Here is a 14,428-nt window from a genome sequence, read left to right as displayed (position 1 = left end):
CCAGTGAGAAATCACCCGAAGATTCCAATCTTAAAATTATATAACTGTCTTCTGATTTCGATACAGTGGGAGCTTGATGACCAAACAGCTCTCCACTTTCAAGAAGACTTACTAAATAAAATTCATGAAACAGGAGCAAACGGTGTTGTCATTGACCTAACATCCGTCGATATGATTGATTCTTTTATCGCCAAGGTATTAGGTGATGTCATCACGATGTCCAAGCTCATGGGGGCAAAAGTTGTATTAACAGGAATACAGCCAGCAGTCGCTGTGACGCTCATTGAACTTGGTATATCGCTTGAAGAAATTCAGACAGCACTAGATCTTGAACAAGGGCTTGAGACACTGAAGCGGGAATTGGGGGAATAGATATGAAAGACCAATCCTGTGTAAAAATATTGACGGAATGGGACATAGTCGCAGCAAGACAATTGGGGCGCAATGTTGCAAAAGAACTTGGCTTTGGAACAGTTGACCAAGCAAGAATTACGACGGCCATTTCAGAATTAGCTCGAAACATTTATTTATATGCTGGTAAAGGTCAAATTTGTATAGAAGAAGTGATGGAGCGCGGAAAGCGTGGACTTAAAGTCATCGCAGCCGATGAGGGACCAGGTATCACGGATATACGTAAAGTAATGGAAGACGGATTTTCAACATCAGGCGGACTCGGAGCAGGTCTTCCGGGCGTCAGAAGGCTGATGGATGAATTTAAATTAGATTCTGCACCAGAACAAGGAACGGAGATACAAGCTGTTAAGTGGCTTCGCTAGGAGGGAAACCATGGATTTTAAGGAGGTAATGGAGCAGCGGTATCATCAGCTGCTCAGTCGTTATATCAGTGATTTAACTGAAACATCGCTTTATCAAGCTCAAAAATTTAGCCGTAAAACCATTGAGCATCAAATACCTCCTGAAGAAATAGTGAGTGTTCACCGAAAAGTGATTCAGGAGCTTTACCCTGATTTGCCGGAAGATGTTTTTCATTCACTCGACTTCTTAATTGAAGTCATGATTGGGTACGGACTTGCCTACCAGGAACATTTAACACTAAGAGGCATTCAGCAAGAAATTAAATCCGAAATTGAAATTGCTGCAAATGTTCAGCAAACCCTTCTGGAAACGAAAATTCCAGAAGGAGATACCTTTGATATTGGTGCAATTAGTGTACCGGCAAAACAGATGAGTGGAGATTATTACCATTTTGTCACTGATCACGATACGATTAATATCGCGATCGCAGATGTCATTGGAAAGGGAATTCCAGCTGCGCTCTGTATGTCGATGATCAAATATGCGATGGACTCCTTGCCTGAGTCAGGGAGCGGCCCCACAAAGGTGCTGAAAACCTTAAATCGAGTGGTCGAGCAAAACGTAGATCCAAGCATGTTTATTACGATGTTCTATGGCAGCTATAATACAGGAACACATGAATTTAAGTACGCATCGGCTGGTCATGAGCCGGGCTTTTTCTATTGCAAAAAAGAGAATACATTTTACGATTTAGACGCCAAAGGACTTGTCCTTGGGATCGCACCAGACTTTGACTACAGACAGTATGAGAAGCACTTGGACGTAGGAGACATGGTGATCTTATTCTCTGATGGTGTCACAGAATCTAAGTCAGAGGACGGTTTCTTAGAGCGGGAGGATATCAAAGCGCTCATATCAGAGCACCTATCCTATTCGGCTCAGGAAATGGTCGATGCCATCTACGCCAGCTTACTCAAACTGCAGGATTTTCAGCTGCACGATGACTTTACTTTACTTGTCCTCAAAAGAAAGGTTTAGAAAGTGAATATGCGGGTATATAAAACTTTAGGAAACAAGAATTTCGAGGTGAATGCATAATGAATATGTCTGTAAAAGAGCATCAAATAGATCATAAAACGAAAATCAGTGTCAGCGGAGAAATCGATGTGTACTCCGCTCCTCAGCTGCGAGAAACGCTTATGCCCAAAGCAGAGGCGGGAGAGCATCTTGACATCTGTCTGAAGGATGTTACGTACATGGATAGTACAGGTTTAGGTGTATTCGTTGGGCTGTTTAAAGCGGCTCAAAAAGCAGGTGGAACATTAAAGCTTGAGAACTTGTCAGAACGGCTTGTAAGGTTGTTTGAAATCACTGGATTAAAGGACATCATTGACATTTCTGCAAAGTCAGAGGGTGGGGTACAATGAACGAATCAGTAGATCTAATCGAGATGAAAATACCAGCGAAACCAGAATACGTAGGCATCATTCGTCTGACTCTTTCAGGCGTAGCGAGCCGAATGGGCTATGCCTACGAAGAGATTGAGGACTTGAAAATTGCCGTCAGTGAAGCCTGCACAAATGCAGTTCAGCATGCCTACAAAGGTGAAGACGGAGAAGATGGAGAGGTAGCTGTTCGCTTTCTAGTCTACGAGGATCGTCTAGAGATCGTTGTCGCTGATAAGGGCGGCAGCTTTGACTTTAAGCAAAAGCAGGAAGACCTGGGACCGTACACATCTGCTCATACGGTGGATCAATTGGCAGAAGGAGGTCTTGGTTTATACTTAATGCAAACATTGATGGATGAAGTCGAGGTGCAAGCAAACTCCGGAGTTACCGTGGCGATGACAAAGTTTTTAAACAGGGAGCGAGTTGACCATGACACAACCATCCAAAACTATGAAACTAACTAAAGATGAAGTAGATCGCCTTATCCAAAGCTATCAATCCAATCAAGACGAGCAGGCACAGCTCACGCTTGTCGAATGCTATACAAACTTGGTTGATATGCTGGCGAAAAAATATTCTAAAGGAAAAAGCTTTCATGAGGACCTCAGACAAGTTGGAATGATTGGTTTACTTGGCGCAATAAAACGATACGACCCGCTCGTCGGTAAATCATTTGAAGCCTTTGCCATCCCAACCATCATCGGGGAAATCAAACGCTTTTTACGAGATAAGACATGGAGTGTCCATGTACCAAGGCGGATCAAAGAACTTGGACCAAGAATCAAAATGGCAGTCGATCATTTGACAACGGAGACGCAGAAGTCACCTAAAGTCCAAGAAATTGCAGAATACCTAGATGTAACAGAAGAAGAAGTACTGGAAACAATGGAGATGGGCAAAAGCTATCAAGCACTGTCTGTTGACCAAGGCGTAGAGGCTGATTCTGAAGGAAGTACTGTCACAATTTTAGACGTTGTCGGCTCACAGGAAGAGGGCTACGAACGTGTAAACCAAAAAATGATGCTTGAGAGTGTGCTTCATGTGCTGACGGATAGAGAAAAAGAGATTATCAACCTGACTTATTTGCAAAATAAGAGTCAGAAAGAAACCGGCGATTTACTAGGCATATCCCAAATGCATGTATCGAGACTGCAGCGGAAGGCAGTCAAAAAACTGCGAGATGCATTATCAGAAGATGCGTCTATGGAGTTAGGGTAATGAAGCAGTTTGAACAGCATGAACATGTGAATGCCATTATCTATCAATCGAATAAAGAAGGAAAATCATGCTGCGGGGACAGTTTTTTTATTAAAGCAGATGATGAAGAACTAATTTGTGCTGTAGCAGACGGATTAGGCAGCGGCCAGTTCGCCAATGAATCATCTTCTTTAGTCAGCGAAATTGTCGATGAATATGGACATGAGGATGTGACGACCCTCATTGATAGATGCAATCAAGCCATGAAAAATAAACGCGGGGCTACCGCGGCGATTTTAAAGGTGAATTTTTCCCAGCAGCAATTTACCTATTGTTCGGTTGGTAATATTCGATTTATCTTGAATGCACCTTCTGGCGATTATATTTATCCACTTCCAACTTCCGGTTACTTATCAGGCAAACCTAGAAAATATAAAACATACACCTATTCCTACGAAAAAGGATCGACATTCATTATGTATTCAGACGGACTGAATGTGCCAAACATGAGAATGTGCTTAAAGCACGGAACATCAGTTGAAGACATAGCCAAACAGCTTGAAACATACACACAAGACAAAAAAGACGATCTCACCTATGTACTTGGTCAGCTTATGTAAAATAGCTGACCATTTTTCTGTTTTGCCGGTTTTTTTGATACACTAAAAGAGAAGACACAGTGAGAGGATGCAAAGAATGAAGACATCTGACTTTTTATTAAAACAAATTGCGACAGAATTAAAGCTTTCAACGAAACAAATTGAAAGTGTTATTAAGCTATTAGAGGATGGCAACACCGTCCCGTTTATTGCCCGTTACCGGAAAGAGCAGACAGGCTCACTGGACGAGGTGCAAATTCAAACCATTTCAGAGCGCTATACATATATCCAAAATGTCACGAACCGAAAAGAAGAAGTCATTCGCTTAATTGCTGAGCAAGACAAACTGACCGATGAATTAAAACAGAAAATCGAACAAGCGCATAAACTACAAGAGGTCGAAGATTTATACCGTCCATTCAAACAAAAGCGTAAAACCAAGGCGAATGTAGCCAAAGCAAAAGGGCTGGAGCCGCTGGCGGAATATGTACTCACGCTGCCAAACGATCAAATCGAGAAGAAGGCAGCTGCTTTTATCAACGAAGAAAAAGAAGTGACAAGTGTAGAAGAGGCACTTGAGGGCGCGCAGCACATCATTGCTGAACAGCTCGCAGATGATCCTGATTTGCGGAAATGGATTCGCAGTGAAACATACCAAAAGGGCAGTCTGGTCACATCGGGAAAAGACGTCGAAAGCGATGAAAAAAACGTCTATGAAATGTATTACGATTATCAAGAGCCAATCAAAAAGATTGTGCCTCACCGTGTACTAGCGGTCAACCGTGGAGAGAAAGAAGGCATTTTAAAGGCAGCCATCGAACCACCTGCTGAAAATATTCGCTTCTACCTCGACAAACAAGTGATAAAAGGCAAGCAGACGACGGCAAGACCGTTGATTGAAGAGGCAATTGATGATGCATATAAACGTCTCATCCAGCCTTCCATCGAAAGAGAAATACGAAAAGAGCTGACAGAAAAAGCAGAGGAACAAGCGATTCACATTTTTGCTGAAAACTTAAGAAAACTGCTCCTTCAGCCGCCGATGAAAGGGAAGCGTGTACTTGGAGTCGATCCTGCATTTCGTACAGGCTGTAAATTAGCCGTCGTGGATGATACGGGTAAAGTCCATCATATTGGCGTCATATACCCACATCCGCCTGTGCAGAAAAAAGCAGAAGCCAAACAAAAGGTCAAAGAGATCATTCAATCATCAAACATTGAAGTCATTGCGATTGGAAATGGAACGGCATCAAGAGAGACAGAACAATTCATTGCAGACTTGATTCAAGAGCTAGATCAGCCGGTGTCCTATTTGATCGTGAATGAAGCAGGAGCAAGTGTATACTCCGCTTCTGCGCTGGCGAGAGAAGAGTTTCCAGACCTGCAAGTTGAAGAACGAAGTGCCATTTCAATCGCTAGAAGATTACAAGATCCTTTAGCAGAGCTCGTGAAAATTGATCCGAAGTCTGTCGGGGTTGGCCAATACCAGCATGACGTGAGTCAAAAGCAATTAAACAGCTCGTTAACCTTCGTTGTAGAAACAGTTGTTAACCAAGTCGGTGTAAACGTCAATACAGCCTCACAGGCGCTTTTGCAATATGTATCAGGCCTTTCAAAAGCCGTTGCAGGAAATATCATCAAACGACGCGAAGAGATTGGACGATTCACAAGCAGAAAAGAGCTAAAGGATATCCCAAGGCTAGGCGCTAAAACATATGAACAGTGTATCGGCTTCCTGCGCATTGCAGACGGACAAGATCCGCTTGACCGGACAGGCATTCACCCGGAAAGCTATAAAGAAACAAAACAGTTTTTACGCATGATCAAGATGACACCAGACGATCTTGGCACAGAGCGGTTAAAAGAGAAAATTGCTGAAGTCAAACTGGACGAAGCAGCAGAGCAGCTTGAGATTGGTTCAATCACCCTTCACGATATTATTGATCAGCTCACAAGACCAGAGCGTGATCCGCGTGATGAAGTACCAAAGCCGCTGCTCAAAACAGATGTATTGAAATTGGAGGACTTAAAGCAAGGAATGGAGCTTCAAGGAACGGTGAGAAACGTTGTAGATTTCGGCGCATTTGTTGATATTGGCGTCAAGCAGGATGGCCTTGTCCATATTTCAAAGCTGAGCAATCGTTTTGTGAAGCATCCGCTTGATGTGGTATCAGTGGGTGACATTGTGACTGTATGGGTGGACTCCGTTGACCAGGCAAAAGGCCGCGTTGCCCTCTCCATGCTGAAACCAGAGTAAACAAAAAACGAGGCGCACCTTAGGATGGGGTGTGCCTTGATGTGACTGAATGTTTTTTTCTATAGAAGTACCAGCATTGATTGAGCAATTTGATTTGATAATGATTTTTCTCATAAAATGCCTTCTGCATCTGATTTTTCAGCCAGTTGGGCATCGCCCATTCCTCCTTTAATCGAAACAGTGGATGTACCTTCAATGTATGCAAAGGGGAAATTGTCCCGTTCGAGGTTTTTATAGAAAGGAACGATCTTGATTGAACGAAAGAGAGTTGCAGCAGTTAACAGAGCACATTTCCCAGCAGTTCTTCGGTAAGATATTCCGCCATCAGGCTGTTTTTAATGACCGGCTGAAAACAACAGGCGGGCGATATTTACTTGGAACACACAATATCGAACTGAACCGCCGATATTTAGAGGAACATGGACGAGAAGAATTAATCGGGATCATCAAGCATGAGCTATGTCATTATCATTTGCATCTTGAAGGAAAGGGCTATCAGCATCGTGACCGTGATTTTAAAGAGTTATTAAAACAAGTGGGAGCCCCGCGTTTTTGTACCCCGCTAAAGACCGTACAAAATAAGCGCCGTGTGCAAAAACGCCATGAATATGTTTGCACAGGATGCGGGCGGTCTTTTATAAGAAAAAGACGGTTTGATACCTCTCGTTATGTTTGCGGCGTCTGCAAAGGGAAATTAAAGTGGCAGCGTACCATTCATTCATTGTAAAAAGCATTCCTCTATAGGGATGCTTTTTTTTGTTCCGATAGATGTGTGGACATATTGAGACAAATAGAGACGCTTGTCTCATTTTGTCTCTTTTTTCATCGGTTTGAATCGTCCAACCCCCTAAGCTTCGTGTGTCACGATGTTGGCACGATTTTTGCTTGTATATAAGTGCAAGTAAAAAAGGATAGGAGGTTTTATCATATGGAAATGGCATTAACGAAAGAAAAAGCCGTTTGGATGTATCAAAAAATGCAGGAAATCCGCCAATTTGAAGATCAAGTACACACGCTTTTCTCGAAAGGGATTTTGCCGGGTTTTGTTCATCTTTATGCTGGTGAAGAAGCTGTTGCCGTAGGAGTCTGTGTTCATCTGAATGAAAAAGACAGTATTACAAGTACCCACCGCGGCCACGGCCATTGTATAGCCAAAGGCTGTGATCTAAAAGGAATGATGGCTGAAATCTATGGAAAAGCCACAGGTCTCTGTAAAGGCAAAGGCGGCTCCATGCACATTGCAGATTTTGATAAAGGAATGCTTGGAGCCAACGGAATTGTTGGAGGCGGCTTTCCTCTTGCGTGTGGGGCAGCGCTCACTGCTAAATATAAAAAGACAGAAAATGTAAGCGTTTGCTTTTTTGGGGATGGTGCAAACAATCAAGGGACTTTCCACGAAGGAATCAATCTTGCGGCCATCTGGAAACTGCCTGTCATTTTTATCGCAGAAAACAATGGCTACGGGGAAGCAACACCATTTTCCTATGCTTCAAGCTGCAAATCAATCGTGGATCGAGCCGCCGGTTATGGCATTCCGGGGATTCAAGTAGATGGAAAAGATGTGATGGCCGTTTATCAAGCCGCAGAACAAGCGATTGAACGAGCAAAAAATGGAGAAGGTCCGACATTGATTGAATGCTTGACATATCGCAATTATGGCCATTTTGAAGGAGACGCCCAGCGTTACAAAACAAATCAAGAAAAAGCAGAACACCAAGAAGAGAGAGATGCGATCGCTCTTTTTAAAAATGAATTGGTCAAGCAGCAGCTGCTTACGAATGGAGAGCTATCAAATATTGAAGCGGCTGTAGCAGAAGCGATAAATGAAGCCGTTAAATTCAGTGAAGAAAGTGAATATCCAGATCAAACCGAATTATTGACCGACGTGTATGTTTCGTATCAATAAATCAGAAAGGGGAGAGAAAAATGACAAGAGAAATCAGCATGTCTAGTGCATTAAATGAAGCGATTAAACTTGCCATGAGAAGAGACGAGGATGTCATTTTAATGGGAGAGGATGTTGCTGGAGGCGCTCAGGTTGATCATTTACAGGATGATGAAGCATGGGGCGGTGTTCTTGGTGTAACAAAAGGAATTGTTCAGGAGTTTGGACGTGAGCGTGTTCTTGACACACCGATTAGTGAAGCTGGCTATGTAGGTGCGGCCATGGCAGCTGCTTCCACAGGTCTAAGACCCATTGCGGAACTCATGTTTAATGATTTTATCGGTACCTGTCTGGACCAAGTGCTGAATCAAGGAGCAAAATTTCGATACATGTTTGGCGGAAAAGCAGAGGTGCCGATCACCATTAGAACGACACATGGTGCGGGCTTTAGAGCAGCTGCCCAGCATTCACAAAGTTTGTACGCGCTATTTACAAGCATCCCTGGGTTGAAAGTGGTGGTGCCTTCTTCACCATACGACGCCAAAGGTCTGCTGCTGGCAGCCATCGAGGATCAGGACCCAGTCATCTTTTTTGAAGACAAAACGCTTTACAATATCACTGGAGATGTTCCAGAGGGATATTACACACTGCCGCTTGGTAAAGCGGATGTGAAGAGAGAAGGCTCAGATGTGACCATTTTTGCAGTAGGCAAACAAGTTCATACAGCACTCGAAGCGGCAGAGCAATTAGCTGCTCAAGGAATTGAAGCAGAGGTGATTGATCCAAGAAGCTTGTCACCGCTTGATGAAGAGACCATTCTCACTTCAGTAGAAAAAACAAATCGACTTGTCATAGTGGATGAAGCAAATCCGAGGTGCGGAATTGCTGCAGATATTTCTTCTTTGGTTGCGGATAAAGGATTCGATTTACTTGACTCTCCAATCAAAAAAGTGACGGCTCCTCATACACCAGTTCCGTTTTCACCACCTCTTGAAGACATATATTTGCCGACACCTGATAAGGTTGTGAACACTGTCTTAGAGATGGTTGGCCAGCGTTATGACAAGATCTTGAACTAAAGAAAGGAGAGAGGGAGATGGCTGTCGAGGTTGTGATGCCGAAATTAGGCATGTCGATGAAAGAAGGAATGGTATCGGTTTGGAATAAAGAGGTTGGAGAGACCGTGAATAAAGGGGAAAGCATAGCAAGCATCCACTCTGAAAAAATAGAAATGGAGATCGAATCACCTGCTGAAGGGACGATATTGGATATAAAAGTGTCTGAGGGAGAAGGTGTACCGCCTGGCACGGTCATCTGCTATATCGGTGAAGGAAACGAACAGGTGGAGGAAAAGAAAGAAAAAGACATGCAACCAAAACCAAAGAAAGAGAGAAAGAAAATATCCCCTGTTGCACGTAAAATTGCTCAAAGCGCAAATTTGGACATTCATACACTTGTGGGAACAGGACCAGATGGGAGAATCACGAAAGCGGATGTGCTGCGGGCACTTCCTAATGAAAAAGAGAAACAACAAAATGAACCAAAGCATCAGCCGGTCAGCATGATGCGGAAAACCATTGCTTCGCGAATGATGGAAAGCCTGCAAACAAGCGCACAATTAACAATTACGATGAAAGCGGATGTAACGAAACTTACAGAATTGCAGTCTCAGCTGAACGAAACGGCCGCAGCACAACACGACACTAAATTAACCATAACCGATTTTGTAGCCAAAGCAGTGATTCTTTCCCTGCTAGAGCATCCTACAATGAACAGTCAATATCAACATGATCGAGTCCAAACTTTTGAGTATGTTCATCTTGGAATCGCTGCTGCTTTAGATCACGGGCTGGCAGTACCTGTTATTCGGCATGCGGAAAAGCTTTCACTTATTGAGCTGGCGAAGAGCATCAAATCGTATGGTAAGAAAGCACGTGAAGGCACACTTCTCCACGATGAAATTGAAGGCTCTACCTTTACAATTACAAACCTAGGTGCCTATGGTGTGGAGCATTTCACACCGATTTTGAATCCGCCGGAAGCAGGTATTCTTGGCGTTGGAAAAACGGATCACATGCCTGTTTATCATGGGGATGAACTATGTAAAGGGACGATCCTGCCACTCAGTCTGACATTTGACCACCGCGTGCTGGACGGGGCGCCGGCATCTGCATTCTTATCAACTGTCAAAGCCTATTTAGAAAAACCAGTATCCATTCTTTTATAGAAAGAAGGTGAAATGAACATGACGCTTGTCATTATAGGAGGAGGGCCAGCAGGATATGTGGCGGCAATAACAGCCGCCCGTTTTGGCAGGGAGGTTGTATTAATCGACCAAGGCCTGTTAGGAGGTACCTGCCTGAATGAAGGCTGTATTCCAACCAAAGCCCTTTTGCAAAGCGCCGATATGTACGAACATGTGAAATCAGCTGTGCATTTTGGAATTGAACTTTCAGAAAAGGAGCCTATCATCCATTGGGATGCTGTGCAAAAACGGAAACGGTCAGTCGTCAAGCAGCTGACTGATGGCGTTCGCTATTTAATGACTAAAAACAAAGTGACAGTGTTGAATGGGAAGGCATCATTTCTTTCTACACATGAGATTTTGGTAGAAAGTGAAGGGGGATCTGACATCATTCAAGTAAAACATATCATTATTGCTTCAGGATCAGCACCTGCTGCTTTACCTTTCGCGCCATTTGATAGGGAGTGGATCATTGACAGTAAGGACGCCATGTCGCTTTCTTCAATACCAGATACGCTTTGTATTATAGGTGGAGGGGTGATCGGTTGTGAATTTGCAAGCATCTTTAGCAGAATGGGATCAAATGTTGTCATGGTTGAGCAGGCAGAACACATTTTACCTGAAGAAGATCGCGATACGGCTAAGTGTCTTCACGATCAGCTTCAAAAAGCAGGTGTGGACATTTTGACATCGGCAGCAGTCAAACAGCTTGATTCAATCTCAAAAAAAGTGGTGGTTGAGAAGGAGCATGGGGAACGCTGTGAAATCCAGGCCGATCATTGTTTAGTCGCAATTGGCAGAAAGCCGAGGCTGGAGGAGCTGAATCTTGAGCAGATCGGCATTGAATTTGATAGAAACGGCATCTTCGTCAATGAGCATATGCAAACCAATCTCCCGCATATCTATGCGTGCGGTGATGTGACAGGTGGAGTTCAGCTTGCTCATGCTGCTTTTCATGAAGGAACGATTGCGGCATCACATGCATCAGGTGAAGATGTAAAGGTCAACGAACAAGTGATTCCAAGGTGCATCTACACATCTCCAGAAATCGCTAGTGTCGGTTTAAATGAAGAGAGTGCTAGACAACAATATGGGGAGATTAGAATAGGGACATTTGCCTTTTCTGCTAATGGAAAAGCATTAATTTTAAATCAACCATCGGGTCAAGTGAAGGTCATTGTAGAACCGCAATATCAAGAAATTTTAGGAGTATCCATCATCGGACCGAATGCAACAGAACTGATTGGACAAGCAGCGGTGATGATGCATACAGAGCTGACCGCTGATACATTAGAGCAGTTTATTGCGGCACATCCGACACTTTCTGAGGCGATACACGAAGCCTTGCTGCAAACAAATGGACGAGCGGTGCACTGCTGATAGAGAAACATTTTATCCGAATGAATTCCTGGGTCAGTCAATAATTGAAAGCGCTTTTATAATTATCTATAATGGATAAAAAGCCCCCAGAGGAGAGGATGGAATGAATCCGACGCCTTGTTATTTAAATACTTGGAAACGTTTTGTTCGTGAAGGTTTACTTGATAGGTCTCGTCTGGATAAGAGAGTGATGGAGTCATGGCACAGATGTAAACAGGCAAATGTGAATCCGTATTTAGATAAAGGACAGTCGGTTTTAGAAAAGGAATTATTCAGTGCTCAAAAAAAGAAGTACTCATTATTCCTAAATACCGCTCTTCCTTACTTAAATAAAATCAGTCAGCAATTAAAAGAATCTGACATGATGGCCTTACTCATCGATGCAGATGGTTATGTGCTAAGTTTGACGGGAAGCCAAAGGACGATGGTAGAGGCAAGAAAAATAAATTTTATGGAAGGCGCGCGCTGGACCGAAGCCGATGTGGGGACGAACGCTATTGGAACGGCACTTGTCATTGGGGAAGCTGTGGCGATCAACGGAACTGAGCATTTTTCAGTCGCTTCCCATCATTGGAGTTGTTCAGCGGCCCCTATTCGTGATGCAGACGGCACGATCATAGGAGTCATTGATATCTCCTGTATGGCGGATCACAGGCATCCTTTTATGCTTGGGATGGCTTCAACAGTTGCTTATGCTATAGAGAGAGAAATTCAGGTCGAGCAAAAAAGGAAAGAGATGGAGCTGATCAGTCATTGTCTCCAGCAGGTGGAGGCGGACGAGCCTTATGTTGTCTGTAATGAGAAAAGGCAGATTGTTTCTGCAAGCAAGCTGATTAGAGACCGATTTTCAGACTGGTACGGAATGGATGTTGAGGTGCTCATGGACGATATATTTGTTACACGGGACAAGCGGATCATTCAGTCAGAACAAGATGGAAAGCTGCTGGGGACGTCTCTTTCTCTTGAAGAAGCAGCAAAGCGAAAAATCACCGTTTCTTTTACTCAATTTCCGGGGGAATCAGGAACAAGTAAGGTCTTTCAACGGACGCTCAGTGAAATGAAACGAGCAGCACAAACAGATGCAAATGTATATATTTGGGGAGAAACAGGTACAGGGAAAGAACTGGCCGCTCAAGCGATTCACTTAGCTAGTGAAAGGCACAAAGGACCGTTTATTGCTGTGAATTGCGGAGCCATACCTGAAAGCCTGTTAGAAAGCGAATTATTTGGTTATGCCGAAGGAGCTTTTACAGGGGCAAAACGTCATGGAGCAAAGGGGAAATTTGAACAGGCGCATAAAGGAACGCTCTTTCTAGACGAAATTGGTGAAATCCCTTATGCGATGCAAGTGGCGCTTCTTAGAGTCATTGAAGAAAGGAAGGTCGTACCGCTCGGCGGGACACACGAAATCCCTTTGGATATGAGAATCATAACGGCGACACACCGGAATATGAACGAACTGCTGAAGGAAGGGAAGATACGAGAAGATTTGTATTACCGTCTTCATGTCTATCCAATCAACATCCCGCCGCTTAGAGAAAGAAAAGAAGACATTGTTGATTTATATCGCTATTACCAAAAGAAACACCACTGGAATGCGAACTTTCCTGAATCATTCTTTCGTAAGCTAGAAGCGTATCATTGGCCTGGAAACATACGAGAGCTTTTTAATGTGTTTGAACATATAAGGGTACTGTTTCCTAAAGGAGGCTGGATTGGTGAATCGCAATATGCCGAGGTACTAGAGACGATGGATCAGAAAAAGCAGAAGCTGCATCTACGAGAGTATACCGAGAATCCAAAAGAACTCACGCTTAGGGAATGCATTCAAAAGCAAACAGTGATAGAAGCACTGCACAAAACGAAAGGTCATGTGTCAGAAGCAGCGAGGTCAGCAGGGGTGCCGAGAAGCACGTTTTACAAGTGGATGCGGAAGTATAAGCTGTCATGAACTCATAGGGAGAGCAGTAGCAAGGAGACCTTGGTCTTTCAATTAGAGGTCGGGGTCTTTACATCATGTCTAAACAGAAAACAAAAAGGAAGGAAGAAAGGCTTGACTGTTATATTAGTATATGTTAAATTATAAAAGCCGTCGCAAATGGACCAGGAATGAAACACTTAAAAATTCTTGACACATTTTTCTGGCATAGATATAATGAAACATGTCTTATTATTCCGCAGTAGCTCAGTGGTAGAGCTATCGGCTGTTAACCGATCGGTCGTAGGTTCGAGTCCTACCTGCGGAGCCATAATGGAGAAGTACTCAAGTGGCTGAAGAGGCGCCCCTGCTAAGGGTGTAGGTCGCGCGAGCGGCGCGAGGGTTCAAATCCCTCCTTCTCCGCCATTATTGTATGGCCCGTTGGTCAAGCGGTTAAGACACCGCCCTTTCACGGCGGTAACACGGGTTCGAATCCCGTACGGGTCATGTTTTGTTTTTTGATTCGTTGGGCTATAGCCAAGCGGTAAGGCAACGGACTTTGACTCCGTCATGCGTTGGTTCGAATCCAGCTAGCCCAGCCATCTTTTATATATGTTTTTCTGCATAGCAGATGAGCCATTAGCTCAGTCGGTAGAGCATCTGACTTTTAATCAGAGGGTCGAAGGTTCGAGTCCTTCATGGCTCACCATTGTCACGCGGGTGTGGCGGAATTGGCAGACGCG

15 protein-coding genes and 5 tRNA genes are annotated in these 14,428 nt (G+C 43.8%); 19 read left to right on the top strand and 1 reads right to left on the bottom strand.

The window, feature by feature from the left end; all coding sequences use genetic code 11:
• Window positions 1-3 precede the first annotated feature (3 nt).
• The 8 genes from rsbS to AKG37_RS15805 all read left to right on the top strand — a co-directional run bounded on the left by rsbS (window position 4) and on the right by AKG37_RS15805 (window position 6,257).
• The gene (rsbS, locus tag AKG37_RS15840; RefSeq protein WP_003214235.1) at window positions 4-372 is read left to right on the top strand and encodes an RsbT antagonist protein RsbS; all 369 of its coding nucleotides are present in this window, start codon (window positions 4-6) and stop codon (window positions 370-372) included.
• Window positions 373-374: 2 nt separating this feature from the next.
• Complete coding sequence (locus AKG37_RS15835; RefSeq protein WP_060699688.1) at window positions 375-776, top strand: anti-sigma regulatory factor; 402 nt, start codon at window positions 375-377, stop codon at window positions 774-776.
• Window positions 777-786: 10 nt separating this feature from the next.
• Entirely contained in the window at window positions 787-1,794 is a 1,008-nt protein-coding gene (locus AKG37_RS15830) for a PP2C family protein-serine/threonine phosphatase (RefSeq protein WP_060699687.1), read from the top strand.
• 59 nt (window positions 1,795-1,853) lie between these two features.
• Entirely contained in the window at window positions 1,854-2,183 is a 330-nt protein-coding gene (locus AKG37_RS15825) for an anti-sigma factor antagonist (protein ID WP_060699686.1), read from the top strand.
• A complete protein-coding gene (rsbW, locus tag AKG37_RS15820) occupies window positions 2,180-2,668 on the top strand; it encodes an anti-sigma B factor RsbW (protein ID WP_060699685.1) in 489 nt (162 codons plus the stop codon). Before AKG37_RS15825 ends, rsbW begins: the two co-directional genes overlap by 4 nt.
• Complete coding sequence (sigB, locus tag AKG37_RS15815) at window positions 2,634-3,422, top strand: RNA polymerase sigma factor SigB (protein WP_012009000.1); 789 nt, start codon at window positions 2,634-2,636, stop codon at window positions 3,420-3,422. Before rsbW ends, sigB begins: the two co-directional genes overlap by 35 nt.
• Window positions 3,422-4,021 carry a PP2C family serine/threonine-protein phosphatase gene (locus AKG37_RS15810; protein ID WP_060699684.1) on the top strand — a complete coding sequence of 200 codons (600 nt, stop codon included), beginning with the start codon at window positions 3,422-3,424 and terminating at the stop codon, window positions 4,019-4,021. Before sigB ends, AKG37_RS15810 begins: the two co-directional genes overlap by 1 nt.
• Before the next feature lie 76 nt (window positions 4,022-4,097).
• Entirely contained in the window at window positions 4,098-6,257 is a 2,160-nt protein-coding gene (locus tag AKG37_RS15805; RefSeq protein WP_060699683.1) for a Tex family protein, read from the top strand.
• Between the two features lie 19 nt (window positions 6,258-6,276).
• On the opposite strand, the gene cmpA is transcribed toward AKG37_RS15805, so the two are convergent.
• A complete protein-coding gene (gene cmpA / locus AKG37_RS18885) occupies window positions 6,277-6,411 on the bottom strand; it encodes a cortex morphogenetic protein CmpA (protein ID WP_008346893.1) in 135 nt (44 codons plus the stop codon).
• A 99-nt stretch (window positions 6,412-6,510) separates the two neighbouring features.
• On the opposite strand from cmpA, the gene AKG37_RS15800 reads away from it, so the two are divergent.
• The 11 genes from AKG37_RS15800 to AKG37_RS15750 all read left to right on the top strand — a co-directional run bounded on the left by AKG37_RS15800 (window position 6,511) and on the right by AKG37_RS15750 (window position 14,394).
• Window positions 6,511-6,984, top strand: coding sequence for a SprT family protein (locus AKG37_RS15800; RefSeq protein WP_060699682.1), 474 nt, complete (start codon window positions 6,511-6,513; stop codon window positions 6,982-6,984).
• 201 nt (window positions 6,985-7,185) lie between these two features.
• Window positions 7,186-8,163 (top strand): thiamine pyrophosphate-dependent dehydrogenase E1 component subunit alpha, encoded by a 978-nt coding sequence (locus AKG37_RS15795; protein ID WP_060699681.1) that lies wholly within the window; start codon window positions 7,186-7,188, stop codon window positions 8,161-8,163.
• A gap of 20 nt (window positions 8,164-8,183) precedes the next feature.
• Window positions 8,184-9,221, top strand: coding sequence for an alpha-ketoacid dehydrogenase subunit beta (locus AKG37_RS15790; RefSeq protein ID WP_060699680.1), 1,038 nt, complete (start codon window positions 8,184-8,186; stop codon window positions 9,219-9,221).
• 17 nt (window positions 9,222-9,238) lie between these two features.
• Complete coding sequence (locus AKG37_RS15785; protein ID WP_060699679.1) at window positions 9,239-10,369, top strand: dihydrolipoamide acetyltransferase family protein; 1,131 nt, start codon at window positions 9,239-9,241, stop codon at window positions 10,367-10,369.
• 18 nt (window positions 10,370-10,387) lie between these two features.
• Window positions 10,388-11,767: a dihydrolipoyl dehydrogenase gene (gene lpdA, locus AKG37_RS15780; RefSeq protein WP_060699678.1), complete on the top strand. Its 1,380-nt coding sequence runs from the start codon at window positions 10,388-10,390 to the stop codon at window positions 11,765-11,767.
• Window positions 11,768-11,870: 103 nt separating this feature from the next.
• Window positions 11,871-13,718, top strand: a complete 1,848-nt coding sequence (locus AKG37_RS15775; RefSeq protein WP_060699677.1) for a sigma-54-dependent Fis family transcriptional regulator — start codon at window positions 11,871-11,873, stop codon at window positions 13,716-13,718.
• A gap of 223 nt (window positions 13,719-13,941) precedes the next feature.
• Window positions 13,942-14,016: transfer RNA gene (locus AKG37_RS15770), tRNA-Asn, on the top strand.
• 4 nt (window positions 14,017-14,020) lie between these two features.
• Window positions 14,021-14,111, top strand: a tRNA-Ser gene (locus AKG37_RS15765).
• 9 nt (window positions 14,112-14,120) lie between these two features.
• Window positions 14,121-14,192 (top strand) — tRNA-Glu (locus AKG37_RS15760).
• Window positions 14,193-14,212: 20 nt separating this feature from the next.
• Window positions 14,213-14,287, top strand: a tRNA-Gln gene (locus AKG37_RS15755).
• A gap of 31 nt (window positions 14,288-14,318) precedes the next feature.
• Window positions 14,319-14,394: transfer RNA gene (locus tag AKG37_RS15750), tRNA-Lys, on the top strand.
• Window positions 14,395-14,428: the final 34 nt, after the last annotated feature.

It is taken from the genome of Bacillus australimaris (assembly GCF_001307105.1).
In the GTDB taxonomy this organism is placed as follows: domain Bacteria; phylum Bacillota; class Bacilli; order Bacillales; family Bacillaceae; genus Bacillus; species Bacillus australimaris.
Note: the sequence above shows the minus strand (reverse complement) of the source record. Positions and strands in the feature narration are given on the sequence as shown.